This is a genomic window from Pseudarthrobacter sp. NIBRBAC000502772, assembly GCF_006517235.1.
Taxonomy (GTDB): Bacteria; Actinomycetota; Actinomycetes; order Actinomycetales; family Micrococcaceae; genus Arthrobacter.
Map to the genome: position 1 here is coordinate 43,940 of NZ_CP041188.1, position 20,963 is coordinate 64,902.

The window sequence follows — 20,963 nt, forward strand, 5'->3', positions numbered from 1 at the left end:
TCCTCTCCTTTTTTGACCGCGAGAATGCTGGTGCCGACTCGCACAAAGAACTCCACGTCACCGCCGTCATCGACGCCGGCGAAACAGTGTTAGGCACCAGGAGCTTCCCTACACCACGCATACGGCTACCATGCGATGCTCGCCTGGATCGGCGAGTTCGGTGACCTGGCCGGATCGGAGTCGAGGGCACCGGGGTGCTACGGCGCTGACATGACCCGCCACTTCGCCAAAGCCGGCGTCATGATCCCTGAGGTCGACCGACCCGACCGCTCCCACGCCGTGCCACTAATCCGCAGCGTCGACAGCTAGGCTGAGGCGGTCGACCCCATGCATGGCGTCGGCTGCCCTGACCAGGGTCAGGTGTGAGAATGCTTGGGGATAGTTGCCGGCCATCCGCTTTTCGTGGGTTGCGTACTCTTCGCTCAGCAAGCCGAGCTCGTTGGCGAGCCCCACGAGTTTGTCCATCAAGGTCTTTGCCTCCACCTGTCGCCCTGTGCGCGCGTACTGTTCCACGAGCCAAAATGAGCAGGCGAGGAAAGGATGTTCGCCCGGTTCCAGGCCGTCAACGCCACTCTCTGTTCTATAGCGCAGCAAAAGGCCGTCGTCGGTGAGGAGTTCTTCTTCCAGCCGTGCGACTGTGCCGAGCATGTGCTCGTCGTTGTAGGGGAGAAACCCGACTTGTGGCATGACTAGTAATGCAGCGTCTGTTTGACCTCCGCCGTAGGTTTGCGTAAAAGAGCCAATCCTCCGATCAAAACCCTCGCGCATGATCTCTTCACGCAACCGCTCACGGAGGTGCTCCCACTTTTCAGCATCGCCAGGTAATCCGTGGATCTGGACCGCCCGGATCCCGCTGTTGAAGGCGGCCCACATCATCACTCGTGAGTGGGTGAAGTATTGTGCGTCGCCGCGCATTTCCCACAGGCCGAAGTCTTTGTCATCGAAGTGTTTTTCGACGAATCCCAAGAGTGCCCGCTGAAGGGCCCAGGAGAAGTGGTCTTCTTTACCCCCGGCCATTCGCAGTCTTTCCAATGCCACCATCACCTCGCCGACAACATCAGCCTGGAACTGCGATACTGCCGCGTTTCCAATTCGCACGGGCTTGGAGTCTTCATAGCCAGGGAGGTGCTCGAGTTCGCGTTCAGGAAGTTCCCGTTCTCCACCCACCCCGTACATGATCTGCATTTGTTCGGGATCGCCGGCCAGTGCCCGAAGGAGCCAATTGCGCCACTCCAGTGCCTCCGTTTCATAGCCGTGGGTCAGCATCGACTCCAGTGTCAGGGCCGCGTCGCGCAACCAGCAGTATCGATAGTCCCAGTTCCGCGGTCCACCGAAATCCTCGGGGAGGGACGTTGTGGGCGCTGCCACAATGCCGCCCGTTTCAAAATGCGTCAGGGCTCGTAATACTAATAATGAACGCTTTACTGCACCCTCGTAGGTGCCGTCTTGTCGGCAGTGGCTTCCCCAGCGGCTCCAATACTCAGTTGCCTCTGCAAGGGCGACATCAACATTAGTTGCTGCTGGCAAAGGGCGGTGCGAGGGAAACCACGTTAGTTCGAAATCCACCTTCTCGCCCTTTGAAATGAGGAATTCTCCCTCATGCCCGTGCGCTTGGGCTTGGGGAAGATGTGGCCCTCTTAGGGCCAGAGCATCCGGCCCGGCCATGGCCAGCAGGACCGGCGCCGCCGTCGGCCCGCTGTCGCGGACACGGCTCACCCAAGGCAAGACCGTCGAATATCCTGGCCGGATCCGAATTTCCTGGCGCATTTCAACGCTGCCGGCCAACCCGGTAACACGGCAGATAAGGGACGAACCGTTGTCCCCCAGCGGCATGAAATCGGTAACCAAGACCTTTCCACTGCCAGTCTTCCAAATGGTTTGGAGCACAAATGTCGAGTCAATGTAGTGCCGATCGACAACGACGGCATCTGATCCGCTGGGAGCCAACAGCCATCGGCCGTGCTCATCGGTGCCTACAAGTCGGCTAAACACGGACGGTGAGTCAAAGCGCGGAAAACAGAGCCAGTCCACGCTGCCGTCCCGGGATATGAGAGGCCCGGTTTGAAGATCGGAAAGCAACGCATAATCCTCTATGAGTGCAGCCATGCTCCACTCAATCACAACTTGTCCCATCTCGGTCGGGCCAGCTGCTGTCAACATGGTCGGCGCAGAACCGCCCATGCCGGTAGATTCCACTTCCACGACCCGGTTGAGGCCGCTCATGGAGAAGAAACTACGTCCGGACGGCCACGCCCGCGTACGGATTTCGAAGCGGGCAGGGCGCTCTGCAGCATCCTCACCCATTCATCCACCGATATGCCTCCTGGTGAATCCTTGAGCGAAAGCCGCTGCAGCATGCAGACGACACCATCCAATGCGCGCCAAAGGGCAAGGACGCGAGGGAGCAAACAGCCCTCAGTGCGTGCAGCATTTGTCAATAGACGCCTGCATTCTTCTGAACCTGCCATGTGCATTCGTCCCTGAAAGTCAGCTGTCTGTCTGCCCGATGCCCGCAAGGGCAGGACTGCCTCTCGGAGCAGCTCCGCCCGGAGTGCCGAGCGTCCGCGACCCGGGCGATGGAACGAAATAGCGGCCACCGCAGCCCGTGCACGATCATCTTTGAGGGGAACGAAAAAGCTGTGGGCTCATGCATCCAGCTGTCATGCGGTACGATTCCACACAAAAACTACCCAAAGGGGTAGTTTAAACCATCCAAAATTGGCGTATCCCCTGCCCGCCGGTGACAGGAGTATGGATACAAGCCCTCCTTCGGGAAGGAAAGGAAATCTGACGCGACCGACCCACCTCGGGAGTAACGGGATGGTCCCGACCAGCACCCCGCTACCTTCCCGCCAGGTCACTACCTAGCGAGAAAGACAGAGCGAGATGACACGAGAAGAAGCCTACGCATGGTGCCCCTCGGATTCGTACGTGGAATTTTATGGCGGCCAATGGCTCGTAGTCCCCTTTGCGCCCGTCCAGCAGCCTGTCTTCTTCACGTGTCTTCCCGGCAATGGCTGGGTCACCCGCCATTGATCGATTAGTCGACGAATCGCGACCTTGAGCGAATGTGATGAGGCCTCTGTGCCATCCGGCCAAGACATCCCATGGACGACGGACAACCGCTGTTGAATCGAGCCGATTGCTATGGCCAGAGACTCTGCAAGCCAGGGGACTCGCTCGGATGTGGCCCTCTTTTTCCCGGGTCTATCGCAGCCATTTCGACAACTTCAACTTCCACCCGGCGGCAACGATATCGATACGATCGTCGAAAGCCGCGTTATGGGCAATGTCCCGAATCTGGCTAGCACTACAGTCGCGTTTGATTTGAGCTGTATCGGCGGTTTAACCGGGCTATCGGCAGGGAGCCTGTTAATCGTTGGTGGTGAGTGTTGATAAGTCATCGCCCCCACCACCAGGACCGGCGAGCAACGGCGTGCGGATAAACTCATCACTTCCCTGCGCGCCAATGCCTGGCGAACCCGCGCAGTCGGGCCGGGCCGGGCCCAAGGGTGACCGCCGCTACTCCTGGGTGCGGACCCGCTGAAAGCGGAGAACACTGGCTGCTGGCCCGCCGGTCCCCGAAAGACCCGACCGATCTGGCGTACTACATCTGCCACAGCCCCAACCACGTCCTGGAACATTCAACCTGGCGACGGAAACAAACATCGCGCGCGAAATTGTCATTGCAGGGCCCGCGGACACACCGCATAAACGAGACTGTTGTACTAGGCGCCATCACAGGCGCCAGCACGGTTGTCCGGCCTGCGGCCTGGTCACAATGGCCGCAGCGGAAAAGTCTTACCTCATCTCGTGAGATAATCGACCAGTGGCACGCGGCGATGGAAAACTTTCTCATGATCTTCTCCCTGGCGAAAAGGGACCTCAGGACGCTTGTGGCGTTTTCGGGGTCTGGGCGCCAGGTGAAGAAGTAGCAAAACTCACCTATTACGGGCTGTATGCATTGCAGCACCGCGGTCAGGAGTCGGCTGGTATAGCTACCAGTGACGGCAAGCGGATCAACGTCTACAAGGACATGGGCCTCGTATCCCAGGTCTTCGACGAGACCACGCTGAACACCCTGACCGGGCACCTGGCGGTGGGACACTGCCGCTACTCCACCACCGGAGCCAGCCACTGGGCCAACGCCCAGCCCACCCTCGGCGCCACCAGCACCGGCACGGTTGCCCTGGCGCACAACGGCAACCTGACCAACACGGCCGAGCTCAACGCCATGATCATGGAACGCAACGGCGGCCAGCTCAGCGGCGAAATGAAGCAGGGCAACACCTCGGACACCGCCCTCGTCACGGCACTGCTCGAAGGCGAGGAGGGCAAAACCCTCGAACAAACCGCCATGGAGCTGCTGCCGAAGATCAAGGGCGGCTTCTGCTTCGTGTTTATGGACGAAGGCACCCTCTACGCCGCACGCGATACGTACGGCATCCGCCCGCTGGTCCTGGGCCGGCTGGAGCGCGGCTGGGTGGTTGCCTCCGAGCAGTCCGCCCTGGCCACCGTGGGCGCCAGCTTCATCCGCGAAATCGAGCCGGGCGAATTCATCGCCATCGACGAGGACGGCGTGCGTTCCAAGCGCTTCGCGGAGGCGACGCCGGCCGGCTGCGTTTTCGAATACGTTTACCTCGCGCGTCCGGACGCCGCCATCGCGGGACGCTCCGTGTACGAGTCCCGCGTGGAGATGGGCCGCCAGCTGGCCCGCGAAAACACCCAGGACGCGGACATCGTCATCCCGGTCCCGGAGTCCGGCACCCCGGCCGCCGTGGGCTACGCCGAGGAATCCGGCATCCCGTTTGCGCACGGCTTCGTCAAGAACTCCTACGTTGGCCGCACGTTCATCCAACCCTCGCAGACCCTGCGCCAGCTGGGCATCCGGCTCAAGCTGAACGCCCTCGAGTCCGTGATCCGCGGCAAGCGCGTCGTGGTGGTGGATGACTCGATCGTCCGCGGCAACACCCAGCGCGCCATTGTCCGGATGCTCCGCGAGGCCGGCGCCGCGTCCGTCCACATCAAGATCTCGTCCCCGCCGGTCAAATGGCCGTGCTTCTATGGCATCGACTTCGCTTCCCGAGCGGAACTGATCGCCAACGGCGCCACCATCGAGGAAATCTCCCAGGCCATCGGCGCCGATTCCCTGGCGTACATCTCCGAAGACGGCATGATCAACGCCACCAGGCAGCCGCGCGAGCGCCTCTGCACCGCCTGCTTCACCGGCACGTACCCCATCGAGCTCCCGGGCGCGGACAAACTGGGCAAGAACCTGCTGGAGCGTACCGACCTCGGCGGTCTCACGCCGTCGCCCTCTGCCCTCCCCGGCGCAACGGTGGCGCTGGCCATCGACGCCGAGGAGGACCCGGCGGACAAGGCCGGCGCCACCGGCTGCGATCCGGGACCGGACGCCGAGTTCGAGAACCTGCTCACCGAAGAAGACCACGTGCCCGCGATCCACCACGTAGCCACCACCCCCGGCGCTGAAAAGAAAGAGTCCGTATGACTTCCGCAACCCCCGCCGCCGGCAACAGCCCACTGAGCCCCGCAGGCATCACGTACGCCTCCGCCGGTGTTGACGTTGAAGCCGGCGACCGTGCCGTGGAGCTGATGAAGGGTGCCGTGAAGGCCACCCACAATTCCTCCGTCATCGGCGGAGTGGGCGGGTTCGCCGGCCTGTACGACGTCTCGCGCCTGCTGACCTTCAAGCGCCCGCTGCTGGCCACGTCCACCGACGGCGTGGGCACCAAGGTTGCCATTGCCCAGGCCATGGACATCCACGACACCATCGGCTTTGACCTGGTGGGCATGGTGGTTGACGACATCGTCGTAGTGGGCGCCGAGCCGCTCTTTATGACCGATTACATCGCCTGCGGCAAGGTTGTCCCGGAACGCATCGCGGACATCGTCCGTGGCATCGCCGCGGCCTGCTCCGTCGCCGGCACCGCCCTGGTGGGCGGCGAAACCGCCGAGCACCCCGGCCTCCTGGGCGAGCACGAATACGATGTTGCCGGCGCCGCCACCGGTGTTGTCGAGGCCTCCGACCTGCTGGGCCCGGACCGCGTCCGCGCCGGCGACGTTGTGATCGGCATGGCCTCCTCCGGCCTGCACTCCAACGGCTACTCCCTGGTCCGCCGCGTCATCAACCACGCCGGCTGGGCACTGGACCGCCAGGTCTCCGAACTCGGCCGCACGCTGGGCGAGGAACTGCTGGAACCCACCCGCGTCTACGCTGCAGACTGCTTGGACCTTGCCCGCGCCTTCCCGGTCAGCGGCTCCGCCGGGGGTGCAGCCGTGCACGGCTTCAGCCACGTCACCGGCGGCGGCCTGGCCGCCAACCTGGCCCGCGTGCTGCCGCAGGGCCTCGTGGCCACCGTGGACCGTGCCACCTGGGAGCTTCCGGCCATCTTCAAGCTGGTCTCCGAGCTGGGCAACGTCCCGCTGGCCGACCTCGAGCGCACGCTGAACCTCGGCGTGGGCATGGTGGCCATAGTGTCCGCCGAAGCCGCCGACGCCGCCGTGGCCCGCCTCAACGACCGCGGCGTCCCGTCCTGGATCATGGGCACCGTCACCGCGGACTCGGACTCCATCCTCAAGACCGGTCCGGACTACGTCCAGGGTGCCAAGGGTGTTGACGGCGGCGCCGTCCGCCTGGTCAACGCCTACGCCTAAAGTCCGTCCTCGAGTGCCCCGCAACCGCCAACCGGCGGCTGCGGGGCATCCGCGTTTAAACCTCCAGCAGGCTGAACTCACCGCCCTGCGGGTCCCGGAGGGTGGCCGTGGCGCCGGGCGTATCGTCGTCGTCCGGTTCCGGCGCGATCAGCACTTCCGCCCCCGCAGCCACGGCCTTCCGCACAGCCTCGGCCACGTCGGTGACGCCGAAGTAGATCTGCCACCTGGCAGGCGCCTCGGCAGCGACTATCCCGGCCACCTCCGCGCCGTTCACCATCAGCGTGCTGTACGTCCCGCCGTCGTCCTGGGGATACTCGGTCACGTCGTGGCCGAACAGCTGCTGGAAGAACCCGACGGCGGCCCGCGGCTCGGGCGTCAGCAGCTCTGTCCAGGACAGCGCACCGGCCTCGTTGTACCGGCCGGAGCCCGTGTGCGTTCCGGGCTGCCACACGCCGGTGGTCCCGCCGCCGGGAGGATCCACAAACACCATCACGCCGGTGTCCGCCACTTCCTCAGGGCCGAACTGCACTGCGCCGCCGGCGTGGGGAACTTCCTCTGCCAGCGCACCGGCGTCCTCGGCCGCGAAGTAGATGTTCCATTGGGCGTGCGTGCCGAGAGATTCCTGGTGCGGGTTCTGCGGCGCCACCACGGCCACCAGGTCCTCGCCCACGAACGCCTGGGCATAGCTGCGGCCATCGGGCGTGGGCTGGTCCTTGAAGCTCCACCCGAACACCGCCGCGTAGAAGGCCTTGGCTGCCTCCACGTCCCGGGTCTGGACGTCAGCCCAGCACGGTTCACCGTAGCGGTAGCTGGGGGATGAGGAGTTTCCTGGCATGGGGGTCCTTTCGCGGGCGGCACACGCATCAACGCCTCCAGTCAACACCAAAAAGCCCGCCGCCGGCACCGGGTTCCGGAGCAGGCAACGGGCCTGATAACTGAGGCCAGCACCGCGGGTCCGCTGGGATCCGGGGTGCTGAAAAGAAGCGCTGTACTAACGAACGGTGTCCGAACGTACTGCAGCGTCGCGGGGCCGGGCGCCTTGCGGCGGGGCCGGCGTGCAACAACTAGCCGATCCGACGGGTGTGTACCTCGTCGTCGTCTTCTTCCAAATCGTCCGCGTACTTATCCACATAAGCCGAATAGTCCGGTTCAACCGGGTCATTCGCGAAATGGCTCGTGGCACGACCTTCAGGACCTTTGAGCTCTCGCTGAAGGGCCGAATAGTCAGTGTTCGGGGAATAGTACTTAATATCCCGAGCCTGCTTGGTAGCTTTTGCCTTTTGACGGCCGCGCCCCATGGCGTGACCCCCTTTTGTACTCGGACCGGAGGTGGTCACCTTGGCTATCGGTGAGGCCCCGGAATGTTTGGTCAATTTGTCGTAACACCTAGATTACATGCTTTCCGCGCACGGTGCGCCCCGGCCCGTGCGCGCGGACGCCATGTCGGGTACCCTTACCGCCGCGACGCGCACGGTTCCCGGCTTTTTTGTTGGATAGAGTCTCTTCATCAGCTGCCGATCCGGGTGCCCGGAGAATCCAGCATCCCGAGGCTAAACCCAGGAGGGGTATCCGGATGGACAACCAGGAACCGCGCCCCGTCCCGCCCAAACCTGCCGCTCCGCCCACCGCCGGATTGCCTCACGTGGCTGTTCCGGCAACTGCGGTGGAGCCCCCGGCACGGAAGCCGCGGCGGGTCGCATCTACGCTCCTGAAGACTGTCTTCGTGGTGGTTCTGCTCGGTGTGGTGGGAGGCCTGGTGTGGCTCGCCGCGTGGCTGGATTCCGTGGCACCGGAAACGACCGGCGACGGCGGCTCCGTGGTCGTGGAAACCACTCCCACTCCCCTGGCCACCCCGCTCCCCCTCCCCCGTGAGGGTGTGGAGCCGCCGGACTACCGGCTGGGCGACTGCTTCAAGGATTTTGACCCCGAGGCTTTGCGGTCAACGGTGGTGGCCTGCGATACCGGCCACTCAGCCCAGCTTGTGGCTGTCTTCCGCTACCCCGCCGTTGGCTCCTATCCGGGCCGGGAGGCCCTGGCCGCCAAGGCCCTGGAGGCCTGCCAGGCGGCGAAGCTGGGACCGGCAGCGAACGAGTACACGCTGAACTTCCAGCGGGCCTACCCCAGCAGCACCAGTTGGGAATCAGGCGACCGGCGTGTGGACTGCTATGTCACGGCCGACGGCGGGAATGTCATCAACGCCAGCGCGCTGCCCTAACAGACCGCATTACCCGCGAACGGATAGAGAGCCTACGGCTTCATTGCGTTCGGCGGTCCGCTGGGTTGACCTTCGGGCTGGGGGTTTAGACTCGGGGCATGTCAGCTCTTTGGGGGACGCAGACTCAGCGCACACGGGTCCTGTTCGTTTCGGCCGCACTGGTGGTGTCGCTGACGGGCTGTGAGTACGGTGGCCCGACTGTAGGTGCAGCCGGCTCCTCGTCCCAAGGCGCAACGGCGCAGCCCCGGTCAACGGGCGTTACTTTGGCGCCGAACAGCGACCCGCGGGCTTCATCGTTCAAAGACATGAGTGACTGGTCATCGCAGCAGCTGAAACCGGCGCTGCCCGGCCAAGTGGCGGGCAGCGCCAGTTCGAATTCAACCACCGGCTACGGGATGACGGCCAAGCCCGGCAATTACGAACTGCACTTCCTGTGCGAAGGACCCGCCGACGTCGAGATGTCAGTGGCGAGCTGGGCAGGCGCCGCCGTTCTTGAACCAGTCCGGGTCGCCTGCGACGGCGGGGTGTTCGCGGCGCAAGTGAAGCTGGACACCGACGGTGCAGACTTCACCATGAATCCCGGCAGCGGCCCAGACGGACGCTATGCCTTCAGGCTCGTCCCCGCGTCGTAGCGGCGTGGAGGAGATTGAGCGCAGCGCTCACGACGGCGAGCGCTTCGTGACGCGGCTAGCCTGATCGGATGAAGAAGCTTGCTGTCGTCACCGGCGCCAACCGAGGGTTGGGCCTGTCCCTCGTGAATGAGTTCTCGGAGGGCGGCTGGAGCGTCATCGCCCTCACGCGTTCACTGGAGCCAGACGCCCCAGCCGCTCCGTCCGACGTCGTAACCGTGCGGCACGATGTTCGATCCAACGATGCCTCAGAGCTTCTGGACGGCCTGGACGGCCGCCCCGTCGATTTGCTGATCAACAACGCGGCCCAAGGAGCGGCCCATGGTGAGCTGGGATCGATTCCAGCCGATGGAGTCTTGAACGCGGTCGACGTAAACGCCGCGGGTCCGTTGCGACTGGTGCAGTTCCTGTTGCCAAACCTGCTGGCGGCGCCTGACCCGATCGTCATCAACATGACCTCACGTCTGGGCTCCCTTGCCGCCCAGGCCAGCGGTACCTTCGCGGACCTATCAACAAGTTATGCCTACAAGATCTCCAAGGCGGCGCAGAACATGCTGACCATCGCGTTGGCTCAGGACCTTCAGGGGCGCGTCCGTTGCTGGGCAGTGCACCCGGGCAAACTGGCGACCGACATGGGACAGGCTGACGCGTCCAAGGATCCCCGCGCAGCTGCCGCGCAACTGCGAGAGCTCGTCGACTCCGGCGACAGCACCTCGCCCCGGTTCTGCTCACTCGGGGAACCGGACCTCCCTTGGTAGCTAAAGTAGGCGGATGCTCCTGATTCGACAGGCAAACACCGCTGATACGCCCAGCCTCATCCGTCTGCGGGCCACGTGGGTTGCAGAGCAAATAGGGGAATCGACCGAGGATCCGGACTTCGAGAGTGACTACCGAGCCTGGCAGGAAAATAACGCGCGCACCATGTTCGTCGCAGATCTGGACGGCACGCTTATCGGAATGCTGAATCTCATGGTCTTTGACCGGATGCCTAAACCCGGCAGGAAGTCGACCTGCTGGGTGTATCTCGGGAACGCATTCGTCGCTGCCGACTATCGCAACTGCGGAGTGGGAGGCCAGCTATTGGAGGCGGCGATTCAATTCTCACAGAGCATCAAGGCAGCCCGGATCGTCCTCTCCCCCTCTGCCGAATCAAAGACCTTCTATGCCAGGTACGGGTTTGCTCCTGCCGAGGAACTGCTCGTCAAACGCTTCGGGTACGAGAGTTAGGACGCCACTACTGGCAGTGGCGGCCGGACGTTAACTGTGGCATTTCCAGCACCCCCATACTGTTGTTCCCACGAGACTGCTGTGGCGCGAGATGAGTCTACGACCGAAACGGTCACCCTTACGGGCAACTAGTTTCGCCCAACTCATAGGAGAGCCCGCAGGTATCGCCTCCGCACGATTCGCTGCGCCACCAGGAGGATCGGGTAGAGCACTCGCCAGGGTTGCTGAACGGCCGCCCGGGTCAGGGAGCGGATGGTGAGGTGCACGACGTCGCCATGACGGTGGACGATGAACGCATCTTCACGGTTGACAGGATGGCCTGGCATGGTCCGGTATGAGAACCCGCTTCGGCCGGGTTCCTGCACAACAGCCACCACTTCGACCGGCTCTAGAATAGTGAGGCCGAACGTGCGCGCTGTAACGACTACACGGTCGCCTGGCGACACCGGGCTCGTGGTGTCCACATCAAAACCACTCGCGGTTTTTACCTTCCAACGGAGCACCTCTGATGCAGCGCGCTGCCAAACAAGGTCGCCGCTTCCTACTATGGCGGTGACTTCTGACCGACGGTATTTGCGATCACTGGGAGGCCACGGCCGTAAGTCCGGGCTGGTCACACGGAGCCGTCGGGTCGGGTTGCGTCAGCCTTCTCGGCCTTTCGGGCAGCAATGATTCCGTCCCGCGTCGCCGCCCGGATGACCCCATAGAGGACGTAAAAGAAAATGGCCGCAAAAACGGCCGGAAGGACAATATCCATGTGTTGCTCTCCCCCAAGAAGTTTTGCAGTCCCGTTCGGACGTTGAAAGCCTACGTCAGGTGGCCACCATGTTGTTTGCGGCAATAGGCGCCGCCCTAGGGCAGAGTGAGGGATATGGATCAAAAAGCTGACTTACTTGGGTACCTTCGCCTTCGAAGGGCAGATCTTCTCGCGAAACTCGACGGCGTCAGTGAGTACGACATTCGCCGTCCGATGACGCCCACAGCTACCAACCTCCTGGGGCTGGTCAAGCACGTCGGTGGCGTGCAATTGGAATACTTCAGCGACGTCTTCGGCAGACCGCACGGCCGGGAAGTGCCCTGGTTGTCTGAAGCTGGGGAGGTTGACGATGATATGTGGGCAACGGCCGACGAGAGCCGGGCAGACATCATTGACTTCTACCATTTCTCCGCTCGACAAAGCGACGCGACAATAGAGTCACTCAGCCTCGACTCTGCAGGTGAAGTACCTTGGTGGACGCCCGAGCGCCGACGTGTGAACCTCCATCAGATCCTGGTTCACGTGATTGTCGAGACAGCCCGGCATGCAGGGCATGCCGACATTTTGCGCGAGCTGATCGACGGCACAGCGGGCAACGGACCCCAAGATCCGAACGTACCAAGCCGCACATCTGACGAATGGGCTGCCTATCGGTCCCGGATCGAGGCCGCTGCACGCCAAGCCGGACGATAAATCCAGCGCCTACGAAAGTTCGGACACGTGATCAGTTGGGAACCATGGACTCGAAGTATGTGCGCTACCAGGCAGGCATCGCCAATGGCCGTGGACGCTACCCGGGCATCTTCAATCTCGCCAACGGCTTAGCAAACGGCGGCAGACTCAGCACCCAGGACCGGGCTTCCTGGCGGCGCTCAAATGACCACTACGATTCCGCATATTTGAACCCGTCGACGGTGGATAAATCGATATACGACCATGCAATCAACCCAACAGCGGAGGCTTGGTTCAAGTGCACAGCTGTGCATTTGCTCGTCCGCGTTGAGTTCTACACGGACCTCCTGAGCCGGTATGACGTTGGGTGGCAGGTGCTCCATTCAAACGATCCAGGGCGGCTGTTGTATGAAGACGACGTCCAGGTAATTGTCGCGCCCCATGAACGGGAGTGGCCTCAAGTTGCACCTTATGATGCTGGAATGGGGGAAAACTTTGGCGGGAATGAGCCTGCGAAAACACAAACCGATCTACGTTGAGACCAGCATCCGCGCCCCTATGGAACACGTATGGGCTCTTAGCCAGGACCCCGCAATGCACGCCCGGTGGGATCTGCGATTCTCCCAGATAGTCCCCACCGGAGGAGATGATCAGGGACTTCTCCATTTTCGTTACGAGTTCCGCCTCCCACTACACATTATCCGGGGGAACGGAACATCGCTGGGGCATAGGCATCGATCCGATGGGCGGGCAACATCGCTGCTGAAGTTCGATACTGCCGACCCCTTCTCTCCTATCGGGTCTGGTTCGGGGTATTGGCGGTATGTGCCGATAGAGGATGGTCTTCGGTTTATCACGGGGTACAACTATCAGCCGGGAATGGGCGCTCTCGGCAAAGTCCTGGACTCGCACGTGTTCCGGCCCGCTCTGGGTTGGGCAACAGCAATAAGCTTCGACCGCCTGAGGCTGTGGGCGGAGGCAGACCTGGATCCCAGAGACTGCCGCAACCGGTGGTTTGTCGACGCCGCAGCGAGAGCAGGCGGCGTCCTGGCAGCCGGCGCCCTGCTCCGCAGGGCCCTCACCAGTCGAACCGCTGGCCTGGCAGCCCTGGGAGTGACGGTGGCACTGACCACCTGGATGTTCCCGTCCCATTGGACTGTGCCGAGGGCAGGGCGCTGCCTGCGGAGTACTCCGGACGCGCGCTCAGGCCGCGCCCCCTCTGCCCTGGCCGGGTTGGCTGCACCCACAGGTGATTTCCGTTCGCAGACTGAAGGAGGCGAATAGCCGTGGCTTCGATCTTTGAGGTGGCATTGGGGCAAGACTTCCAAAGGCTGCACCCCATGCTGCAGAAGCGCTTCGGCGTTGACACCGAAGCGGGCTACGGATGCGTCGGACATGGTGTCTTCTCCGAAGTCCGCCGGGGTGCGTGGTGGACGGTACCGTTTCTGCGACTGGGTGCCTACCGCAATATTCTCTTCCCGGACCAGGGCAATGACATCCCGTTCACGATCGAGAACTATCCCTACATTGACGGGTTTGGCCGCCCTACCGTCACGTTCGTCAGGACTTTGGACCTGCCCTCGTCCAAGAGACGCCGCTTCGACGCCACTATGGTGCACAGCGAACGAAGTGGTGGGATTGTCGACTACCTCGGCACCCACCAGCATCTGGCCACCGACCTCGAACTGGAGGTCTTGGCCGATGGATCGCTGCACCTCCAATCAGGGGCGCAGCGGTTCTACGAAGGCTTCGCAGGATTCACGTTTCCCGCCGTCTGCACAGGTACTGCTGACCTGTACGAGGGCTTCGATGACATTCGCGGGGTGTTTACGATTCAGATGCAGGTGCGGAACCCCGTCGTCGGATTTCTCTTCGGATACCGAGGAGAGTTCACGTGCACGTATCCGTCTCTTTCCGGCACAGCGATCCCGGCGCACCTCAAGCCGCTAAGGGAGGAAAGCCGCGAATAGCGGCCTGGCGAATATTCCGTTAGGGTACAGCCACCACGGAATCAATCTGCACTTTGGCGCCTAGTGGCAGGGCAGCCACCTGAACAGTGGTGCGGACAGGATACGGTTCGTGCAAACGCCTGGAATAGACGTCGTTGATGGCTTGGAAGTCTTTGTAGTCAGTCAGATAAATGGTGGTTCGCAGTAAATCCTTCAGCGTCAGCCCCTGTTCGTCCAGCAGGACCTGGAGATTCGTCAGCATCGCATCGCACTGCTGGGAGACATCGTCAGAGACCAGCTCTCCAGTATCACGGCGCTGGCCGATGATGCCCGAGGTATATCCGGTATTTCGTTGTTCAACGTAATGGGAAAACGGGGCTGCAGATTGGTAGAGCTGAGGACTGAAGTGATAGCGGGGCATGGATTCCTTCGGGCGACCTCGGTCTGAAGCACGGATATTGTGTCACCAGTGGGGTCCGTCGCCTGCGCCCAACAGCCTACCCACCCCCGAGCAGCTGGCGTCGCAGGTCCTGGTCCGCGAGCCGCGACGCTGGAGCAGCGATCTGCCGACCGGCTACCTGCTGGTGCTGGCGGGAGCGTCGACGTCGGGTCCTGCCAGAGCCTTCAGCCCTTCGATGGTGAGTTCGTCGACGTCGGCCGCGGTGTCCACAAGCTCCCTATCACCGTACGCGGAATTTAGGCCGGACAAATGGAACAGCCAGGAGGACAATTAGGTACTGGTCGGCCTGGCCGTTGGGGATGGACCCTAAGGAACAGGCCTCGCCTCGTACTTCGTTGCTAAAACGGTGCAGGATATGTCGCAGATCAGAGCCCAGATTCCCGAGACCACCCAGCCCCTGACGGCCAGGGAGACCGAGGTGGCGATTCTCCTCGCGGACGGTCTGGACAGCGCCGAAATTGCCGCTCGGCTGAGCATCGCGCCCAGTTCGGTGAAGTGGTATCTACGTCAGGTATTTCATAAGCTCGGCGTCCACACGCGCCAGGATGCGGTACTGCGGGCACGTCAGTTAGCCCTGTCGGTCCCGGAGAACGCACCACTCGAGTCTGCGCCCCATCCTTCCGGCACCGCTCCCAGGCCCCTGACAAGCTTTATCGGCCGGAATCGTGAGACGGCCTCGTTGCTGAGCTGGCTGGATGCTGGTGCCACCCGTTTGCTAGTCGTCACCGGCGCCGCGGGATCCGGTAAAACGCGACTGGCGCTGGCTGTGGCGGCGAAGGCCGGAGAACACTCGAATCGGCAGGTCTACTGGACCGATCTCACGGGCACGGCCAACCCGCAGCTCGTGGCATCCACCATCGCATCAGCCCTCGGCGTCTTCATCAAGCCTGGCCAAGGCGAGATCCCGGCTCTTGCTGAACATTTAGGAGCTACGCCGGCGTTGTTGGTGCTGGACAACTGTGAGCATATCGCCCGGGAGTGCGCCAAAGTCAGTGTGGAACTACTGGCTGGCTGTGCGCGACTGCACATCCTGATTACCAGCCGAGTGCCGCTGCCTCTCGAGGCAGCAAGAACCTGGCAGCTTGACCCTCTGCCGGTGCCGGCATCCGAAGAACTTCCGCCCGCAGAGATCGCCGCGTGTGAATCAGTCAGGCTCTTCACCGAACGCGCCTGCATGGTGGTTCCGGGCTTCGCCGTAACCGCGCAAAACGCTGCCCCTCTGGCACGGGTCTGCCGCCGGCTGGATGGACTCCCTCTCGCCATCGAGTTGGCGGCGAGCCGGATCAAAATGCTGACGACGGCGCAACTCGCTGAACGCCTGGAGCTCGCCTTAGTGCTCCTCACCGGCAGCGGACCAGTCGGCGCACAGAGACATGCCACTCTTCGTGCGGCTCTGGATTGGAGCCACGGGCTCCTCTCTGAGTCCGCGCAGACGCTGTTCAGACGGCTGGCTGTCTTTGCGGGCCGATGGTCCTTGGAAGACGCTGAAGCAATCTGTCCAAGCGGGACGCTGGCGGCGGCGGACATCCTCACCGTGCTCTCCGACCTTGTCGACCAATCCCTGGTGGTGGTGGAACGGCCGCGTGGCGGCGCCCGGCGATTCCGGCTGCTCGAAGTCATCCGCCAGTACGCTGACGAGCAATTGAGGGCGGCGGAAGAAAGATCCTTGCTGCGCAGATCCCACGCAGCCCGGTTTGCTGCCGTTGCGATGGAGGCGCGCGGAGAACTGAACGGCCCAAAGCAGCCCGCCTGGACACTGCGCCTGGAGCAGGACCGGGACAATTTCAGGGCGGCGATGGCCTGGGGCCTCGACGTGCCGGAAGGAATAGAGTCCGGAGCCGAGATCGTTTGCACCCTCTCCCAGGTGTGGCAATTGCGCGGTGAATTCGCGGAAGGGCTGATGTGGTCCCGGCGCTACCTTGCCAGCCCCCATCCAATTCCGCATCAAGTCCTGGCAAGTCTCCACGAATCCACGGGATTCCTCGCAGTCCATGCAGGGCAAATTGATGAGGCGCGAACCCATTGGGAGGAAGCTGCCGCCATTTTCGCTGAGCTGGAAGATCCTGCGGCTGTGGGTCGGCAGCTGCACTATCTGGCCCACGCAACTATGGGCACGGACGCTCCACGGGCCGCGGCTCTGGCGGCACGAGGGTTGGCATTGGAACAGGAGGCAGGTGACCAGTGGTGGACCTCAGCTTGCCTCTTCGCTTTGGGAGATGCCTCGTTCCTGCAGGGAGACGTTGGCAAGGCAGCCGATTGCTACGAGAAAAGCCAGGTGCTCGCCCGCCAGCTGGGCCACTCATTCGCCATTGCACGGCGGTGCGTCCGGCTGGGACAAGTGGCCAGGGCCCGCGGTGACCTCGAAGGAGCCCGCCATCACCTTGGCGAGTCAATGCGGGTGGCACAGGACGGCAATGACGACTGGGGCGTCACCATGGCCTTGGCCGCCTGGGCTTCTGCAGCCGCATCAGTAGGGTCGCCCCGGACATCGGCGTTGCTGCTTGGTGCCGTACAAGGACGGCTCGACCAGTACGGTGCAGTGCTCTGGGCGTTTGACCGGGCCGAATTCGTCCGCACGGCGTCCACGGCCACGGCCCTTCTCGGAGAGGACGCCTTCCGCGAACACCTCGCGGCAGGCCGGACCCTGACGCCGCAGGAGACCGGTTCTTTAGTGAATGACCTGCTGGAGCCGCAGGCGCCTTCAGTTTTGCCAGAATCCCCCGGTTCACCGGCCGTCCGCCTAACACCACGCGAAGTCCAGGTGCTCCACCTCATTGCAGCAGGCGAGACCAATCAGACCATCGCCGTGGGGCTGGGGCTCAGCCTGCGTACGATCGAGAGGCATACCGCCAACGTCTACCTGAAAATTGGAGTGGATGGCCCGGCAGCCCGCACGGCTGCCGCCAACTACGCGTTCCGCCATGGTCTGGGGCCAGAACAGGACACCTTGGCAATCCCCCGCAAAAACCCTCCCCGACGTCACTGATTCCCCCCGCCAATTGGGTGCGTACACGGAGTTGGGCTGTGCCGCATGATCCTAATCTGTGCTTATCCGGAGATTCCCGGATAAGCACCGAAAGGGAAAGTCCAATGACTACTGACCAGAACAAGGAAGTGGTACGCACGTTCTTCCGGGCCTTTGAGGACCAAGACGAGGCCGCGCTCGCCCGCGTACTGTCGCCCAAACTCCAAGCGTACGTGCACGGAAACACTGAACCGGTGGACCGGGACACATTGCTGACGGCCATCAAAGGCTGGAACACCATGTTCAGCGGCACCAGTTTCACCCTGGAAGACCAGATCGCCGAAGGAGACCTGGTCGCATGCCGAGTGACTATGCATGCAGTGCATAGCGGCGGCGAATTCCAAGGGATCGCCCCGACCGGCGCTCCCATTACCAGCGAGAGCCTGACCCTGGAGCGGGTGGTGGATGGACTCATAGTGGAACGCCGCGTGGCGACGAACTGGGAGGACATCAAACAGCAACTCACCGCTGTGCCCTCCCAGGCACAAACCGCGGGCTAACCCCCTGAGTGCCTACTCCTTCCGCCGCACCACCAGGCCCGTGCCGGCGGGAGCACCGCCGTCGGGTCCTGCGAGCGCCTCGAGTCCCTCAATGGTGAGTTCGTCGACGTCGGTCGCGGTGTCCACCAGCACCGTGTCACCGTCCGCGATGTCGCCGGACAGGATTGCTTTGGCCAGGCGGTCGCCGATCTCCTTCTGCACCAGTCGGCGCAGCGGCCGGGCACCGTACGCGGAATCAAAGCCGGACATGGCCAGCCAGGCGCGGGCGCCATCGGACACTTCCAAGCTGAGCCGGCGATCGTGCAGCCGCCTGCCGAGCTCGGCCACCTGCAGTTCCACAATCTCAGCCAGCTCGTCAACGGTCAGGGCTTCAAACAGCACAATCTCGTCCAGCCGGTTCAGGAACTCCGGCTTGAAGGAAGCGTTGACCATGGTCATGACCGCGGTCCGCTTGGCCTGCGCGTCCAGCGACTGGTCCACCAGGAACTGGCTGCCCAGGTTGGAGGTGAGGACCAGGATGGCGTTGCGGAAGTCCACGGTGCGGCCCTGGCCATCGGTGAGGCGGCCGTCGTCGAGCACCTGCAGGAGGATGTCGAAAACCTCCGGATGGGCCTTTTCCACCTCGTCCAGCAGGATCACAGAGTACGGCCGACGGCGGACGGCCTCCGTCAGCTGGCCGCCCTCCTCGTAGCCGATGTATCCCGGAGGGGCGCCCACCAGCCGCGCCACCGAGTGCTTCTCGCCGTACTCGGACATGTCGATCCGCACCATGGCGCGTTCGTCGTCGAACAGGAAATCCGCGAGCGCCTTGGCCAGCTCGGTCTTGCCCACGCCCGTGGGCCCCAGAAACAGGAACGAACCCGTGGGCCGGTTGGGATCGCTGATGCCGGCCCGCGCACGGCGGACGGCGTCGGACACCGCGGCCACCGCCTTGGCCTGGCCGATCAGGCGTTTGCCGATCTCCTCCTCCATGTGGAGCAGCTTCTGGCTTTCACCCTGCAGCATGCGCCCGGCCGGAATGCCCGTCCACGCGGAAATGACCTCGGCAATGTCGTCCGCCGTGACCTCGTCAGCCACCATCGGGGCAGGTTTGTCCGTCACCGCCTCTTCGGCTGCGGCGGCGGCGTTCAGTTCACGTTCCACTGCCGGAATCTCGCCATAAAGGATCCGCGACGCCGTCTCCAGGTCGCCTTCACGCTGCGCCTTGTCCGCCGTGGAGCGGAGCTCGTCGAGCTTGGCTTTCAGGTCGCCCACGCGGTTCAGGCCAGCCTTCTCCGCCTCCCAGCGGGCGTTGAGTGCCGACAGCTCCTCGCCTTTGTCCGCTTTGTCCGCACGGATTGCGGCCAGTCGCTCCACTGAGGCCGCGTCCTTTTCGTTGGCAAGGGCCAGCTCCTCCATGGTGAGCCGGTCCACGGCGCGGCGCAGCTGGTCGATCTCCTCCGGCGCGGAATCGATCTCCATGCGCAGCCGGGACGCGGCTTCATCCACCAGGTCGATGGCCTTGTCCGGCAGCTGGCGGCCCGAGATGTAGCGGTTGGACAGCGTGGCGGCGGCAACCAGGGCGGAGTCCGCGATGGTCACCTTGTGGTGCGCCTCGTAGCGCTCCTTCAGGCCGCGGAGGATGCCGATGGTGTCCTCCACGCTTGGCTCGCCCACGTACACCTGCTGGAACCGGCGCTCCAGGGCCGCGTCCTTCTCGATGTTCTCGCGGTATTCGTCGAGGGTGGTGGCCCCGATCAGCCGCAGTTCACCGCGCGCCAGCATGGGCTTGAGCATGTTGCCCGCATCCATCGAGGACTCGCCAGTGGCACCGGCGCCCACCACCTGGTGGATCTCGTCAATGAAGGTGACGATCTGGCCTTCGGAGTTCTTGATCTCCTCGAGGACTGCCTTGAGCCGTTCCTCGAATTCGCCGCGGTACTTGGCTCCCGCCACCATGGAGGCAAGGTCCAGGGCGATCAGGGTCTTGCCGCGAAGGCTCTCCGGGACGTCGCCTGCCACAATCCGCTGGGCCAGACCCTCCACTACGGCGGTCTTGCCCACACCGGGCTCACCAATGATCACTGGGTTGTTCTTGGTGCGCCGGCTCAGCACCTGGATGATGCGCCGGATTTCGGTGTCGCGGCCGATCACCGGGTCCAGCTTGCCCGCACGCGCCATCGCCGTCAGGTCGGTGCCGAACTTCTCGAGCGACTGGAACGTGTTTTCCGGGTCCGGCGTGGTGACCTTGCGGTCGCCGCGGACACCCGGCAGGGCGGCGAGCAGCGCTTCATGGGAGGCACCGGCGTCGCGCATTAACCGCCCGACGGCGTCACTCCCGGCAGAGAGCCCCAGCAGCAGCACTTCGGTGGATACATACGTGTCACCCAGCCGGTCGGCCTCGTTTTTGGCGTTCTGGATGGCCAGCAGCGCGGGGCGGGACAGCTGGGCCTGCTGTGTGGAGCCGCCCGACGTTGCCGGCAGCGCCTTGATGGCGCCGCTCGCCTGCACGCTGACGGTATCCGGGTCTGCGCCCGTGGCGCGGAGAAGCGCGACGGCGACGCCCTCCCGCTGATCCATCAGCGCCTTGAGCAGGTGGGCCGGTTCCACCTGGGGATTTCCTGCCGTGGAGGCGTTCATGGCTGCTGCCGAAAGAGCCTCCTGGCTCTTGGTGGTGAATTTGACGTCCAAAGAGAGCTCCTTCCGGGGATGCGCATTTTCGCTAAGTTGAGTCTACAACGCTCAACTTTGAGGAGGTGCCCTCTATGCCCCATGTTTGCCGATGGCGAACTGCCTGTCCAGAGCCGCACCACGCCTATGTGGAAATCCGGGTCCACGGACTGGTGTAGCCACAAGATGCTCGCGAAGTGTTGTG

19 protein-coding genes and 1 pseudogene are annotated in these 20,963 nt (G+C 63.3%); 13 read left to right on the top strand and 7 right to left on the bottom strand.

From position 1 onward, the window contains the following. Positions 1-135 precede the first annotated feature (135 nt). A complete protein-coding gene (locus NIBR502772_RS22565) occupies positions 136-309 on the top strand; it encodes a hypothetical protein (RefSeq protein WP_210412355.1) in 174 nt (57 codons plus the stop codon). On the opposite strand, the gene NIBR502772_RS00260 is transcribed toward NIBR502772_RS22565, so the two are convergent. Further along, positions 286-2,106: a glycoside hydrolase family 15 protein gene (locus NIBR502772_RS00260; RefSeq protein ID WP_141141861.1), complete on the bottom strand. Its 1,821-nt coding sequence runs from the start codon at positions 2,104-2,106 to the stop codon at positions 286-288. The genes NIBR502772_RS22565 and NIBR502772_RS00260 overlap by 24 nt on opposite strands. Positions 2,107-3,503: 1,397 nt before the next feature. On the opposite strand from NIBR502772_RS00260, the pseudogene NIBR502772_RS22985 reads away from it, so the two are divergent. The 3 genes and pseudogenes from NIBR502772_RS22985 to purM form a co-directional block, all read left to right on the top strand. Beyond that, a pseudogene (locus NIBR502772_RS22985) lies at positions 3,504-3,629 on the top strand (IS701 family transposase); the annotation flags it as partial. A 200-nt stretch (positions 3,630-3,829) separates the two neighbouring features. Then, entirely contained in the window at positions 3,830-5,509 is a 1,680-nt protein-coding gene (purF, locus tag NIBR502772_RS00265) for an amidophosphoribosyltransferase (RefSeq protein ID WP_141138596.1), read from the top strand. Further along, positions 5,506-6,675: a phosphoribosylformylglycinamidine cyclo-ligase gene (purM, locus tag NIBR502772_RS00270; protein WP_141138597.1), complete on the top strand. Its 1,170-nt coding sequence runs from the start codon at positions 5,506-5,508 to the stop codon at positions 6,673-6,675. The genes purF and purM overlap by 4 nt, the downstream gene beginning before the upstream one ends. Before the next feature lie 55 nt (positions 6,676-6,730). On the opposite strand, the gene NIBR502772_RS00275 is transcribed toward purM, so the two are convergent. Together NIBR502772_RS00275 and NIBR502772_RS00280 are read right to left on the bottom strand one after the other, a co-directional pair. Then, the gene (locus NIBR502772_RS00275; RefSeq protein ID WP_141138598.1) at positions 6,731-7,510 is read right to left on the bottom strand and encodes a VOC family protein; all 780 of its coding nucleotides are present in this window, start codon (positions 7,508-7,510) and stop codon (positions 6,731-6,733) included. A gap of 229 nt (positions 7,511-7,739) precedes the next feature. Next, the gene (locus tag NIBR502772_RS00280; protein WP_056341155.1) at positions 7,740-7,973 is read right to left on the bottom strand and encodes a DUF3073 domain-containing protein; all 234 of its coding nucleotides are present in this window, start codon (positions 7,971-7,973) and stop codon (positions 7,740-7,742) included. 275 nt (positions 7,974-8,248) lie between these two features. Here NIBR502772_RS00280 and NIBR502772_RS00285 point away from each other — a divergent pair, with 275 nt between their 5' ends. From NIBR502772_RS00285 to NIBR502772_RS00300, 4 genes are all read left to right on the top strand, one after another. Next, the gene (locus NIBR502772_RS00285) at positions 8,249-8,890 is read left to right on the top strand and encodes a septum formation family protein (RefSeq protein ID WP_141138599.1); all 642 of its coding nucleotides are present in this window, start codon (positions 8,249-8,251) and stop codon (positions 8,888-8,890) included. 98 nt (positions 8,891-8,988) lie between these two features. Further along, a complete protein-coding gene (locus NIBR502772_RS00290; RefSeq protein ID WP_141138600.1) occupies positions 8,989-9,522 on the top strand; it encodes a hypothetical protein in 534 nt (177 codons plus the stop codon). Between the two features lie 68 nt (positions 9,523-9,590). After that, on the top strand, positions 9,591-10,277 hold the full coding sequence (locus NIBR502772_RS00295) for an SDR family NAD(P)-dependent oxidoreductase (protein ID WP_141138601.1): 687 nt from the start codon (positions 9,591-9,593) through the stop codon (positions 10,275-10,277). Between the two features lie 13 nt (positions 10,278-10,290). After that, the gene (locus NIBR502772_RS00300) at positions 10,291-10,746 is read left to right on the top strand and encodes a GNAT family N-acetyltransferase (protein WP_141138602.1); all 456 of its coding nucleotides are present in this window, start codon (positions 10,291-10,293) and stop codon (positions 10,744-10,746) included. Positions 10,747-10,889: 143 nt separating this feature from the next. Here the strand turns inward: NIBR502772_RS00300 and NIBR502772_RS00305 are convergent, their stop codons facing one another. Continuing rightward, positions 10,890-11,363 carry a DUF1990 family protein gene (locus tag NIBR502772_RS00305; protein WP_141138603.1) on the bottom strand — a complete coding sequence of 158 codons (474 nt, stop codon included), beginning with the start codon at positions 11,361-11,363 and terminating at the stop codon, positions 10,890-10,892. Then, positions 11,360-11,503, bottom strand: a complete 144-nt coding sequence (locus NIBR502772_RS22255; RefSeq protein WP_168223462.1) for a hypothetical protein — start codon at positions 11,501-11,503, stop codon at positions 11,360-11,362. The genes NIBR502772_RS00305 and NIBR502772_RS22255 overlap by 4 nt, the downstream gene beginning before the upstream one ends. 114 nt (positions 11,504-11,617) lie before the next feature. Between NIBR502772_RS22255 and NIBR502772_RS00310 the strand changes: the two genes are divergently transcribed. The 3 genes from NIBR502772_RS00310 (at position 11,618) to NIBR502772_RS00325 (ending at position 14,145) form a co-directional block, all read left to right on the top strand. Then, positions 11,618-12,196 (top strand): DinB family protein, encoded by a 579-nt coding sequence (locus NIBR502772_RS00310; protein WP_141138604.1) that lies wholly within the window; start codon positions 11,618-11,620, stop codon positions 12,194-12,196. 44 nt (positions 12,197-12,240) lie between these two features. Beyond that, the gene (locus NIBR502772_RS00315; protein WP_210412356.1) at positions 12,241-12,714 is read left to right on the top strand and encodes a hypothetical protein; all 474 of its coding nucleotides are present in this window, start codon (positions 12,241-12,243) and stop codon (positions 12,712-12,714) included. A gap of 747 nt (positions 12,715-13,461) precedes the next feature. Beyond that, a complete protein-coding gene (locus tag NIBR502772_RS00325; RefSeq protein WP_141138606.1) occupies positions 13,462-14,145 on the top strand; it encodes a DUF4166 domain-containing protein in 684 nt (227 codons plus the stop codon). A gap of 19 nt (positions 14,146-14,164) precedes the next feature. Here the strand turns inward: NIBR502772_RS00325 and NIBR502772_RS00330 are convergent, their stop codons facing one another. Further along, positions 14,165-14,545 carry a RidA family protein gene (locus NIBR502772_RS00330; protein WP_141138607.1) on the bottom strand — a complete coding sequence of 127 codons (381 nt, stop codon included), beginning with the start codon at positions 14,543-14,545 and terminating at the stop codon, positions 14,165-14,167. Positions 14,546-14,939: 394 nt separating this feature from the next. Between NIBR502772_RS00330 and NIBR502772_RS00340 the strand changes: the two genes are divergently transcribed. After that, positions 14,940-17,570, top strand: a complete 2,631-nt coding sequence (locus NIBR502772_RS00340; RefSeq protein WP_141138609.1) for a LuxR C-terminal-related transcriptional regulator — start codon at positions 14,940-14,942, stop codon at positions 17,568-17,570. 104 nt (positions 17,571-17,674) lie between these two features. Then, positions 17,675-18,109 (top strand): ester cyclase, encoded by a 435-nt coding sequence (locus NIBR502772_RS00345; protein WP_141138610.1) that lies wholly within the window; start codon positions 17,675-17,677, stop codon positions 18,107-18,109. A 12-nt stretch (positions 18,110-18,121) separates the two neighbouring features. On the opposite strand, the gene clpB is transcribed toward NIBR502772_RS00345, so the two are convergent. After that, the gene (gene clpB / locus NIBR502772_RS00350) at positions 18,122-20,779 is read right to left on the bottom strand and encodes an ATP-dependent chaperone ClpB (protein ID WP_141138611.1); all 2,658 of its coding nucleotides are present in this window, start codon (positions 20,777-20,779) and stop codon (positions 18,122-18,124) included. Positions 20,780-20,963: the final 184 nt, after the last annotated feature.

Coding starts and splice junctions, on each gene's coding strand:
- NIBR502772_RS22565 (WP_210412355.1), top strand. CDS start 136: ATGCTCGCCTGGATCGGCGAGTTCGGTGACCTGGCCGGATCGGAGTCG.
- NIBR502772_RS00260 (WP_141141861.1), bottom strand. CDS start 2,106: ATGGCTGCACTCATAGAGGATTATGCGTTGCTTTCCGATCTTCAAACC.
- purM (WP_141138597.1), top strand. CDS start 5,506: ATGACTTCCGCAACCCCCGCCGCCGGCAACAGCCCACTGAGCCCCGCA.
- NIBR502772_RS00275 (WP_141138598.1), bottom strand. CDS start 7,510: ATGCCAGGAAACTCCTCATCCCCCAGCTACCGCTACGGTGAACCGTGC.
- NIBR502772_RS00280 (WP_056341155.1), bottom strand. CDS start 7,973: ATGGGGCGCGGCCGTCAAAAGGCAAAAGCTACCAAGCAGGCTCGGGAT.
- NIBR502772_RS00285 (WP_141138599.1), top strand. CDS start 8,249: ATGGACAACCAGGAACCGCGCCCCGTCCCGCCCAAACCTGCCGCTCCG.
- NIBR502772_RS00290 (WP_141138600.1), top strand. CDS start 8,989: ATGTCAGCTCTTTGGGGGACGCAGACTCAGCGCACACGGGTCCTGTTC.
- NIBR502772_RS00295 (WP_141138601.1), top strand. CDS start 9,591: ATGAAGAAGCTTGCTGTCGTCACCGGCGCCAACCGAGGGTTGGGCCTG.
- NIBR502772_RS00300 (WP_141138602.1), top strand. CDS start 10,291: ATGCTCCTGATTCGACAGGCAAACACCGCTGATACGCCCAGCCTCATC.
- NIBR502772_RS22255 (WP_168223462.1), bottom strand. CDS start 11,503: ATGGATATTGTCCTTCCGGCCGTTTTTGCGGCCATTTTCTTTTACGTC.
- NIBR502772_RS00310 (WP_141138604.1), top strand. CDS start 11,618: ATGGATCAAAAAGCTGACTTACTTGGGTACCTTCGCCTTCGAAGGGCA.
- NIBR502772_RS00315 (WP_210412356.1), top strand. CDS start 12,241: ATGGACTCGAAGTATGTGCGCTACCAGGCAGGCATCGCCAATGGCCGT.
- NIBR502772_RS00330 (WP_141138607.1), bottom strand. CDS start 14,545: ATGCCCCGCTATCACTTCAGTCCTCAGCTCTACCAATCTGCAGCCCCG.
- NIBR502772_RS00340 (WP_141138609.1), top strand. CDS start 14,940: ATGTCGCAGATCAGAGCCCAGATTCCCGAGACCACCCAGCCCCTGACG.
- NIBR502772_RS00345 (WP_141138610.1), top strand. CDS start 17,675: ATGACTACTGACCAGAACAAGGAAGTGGTACGCACGTTCTTCCGGGCC.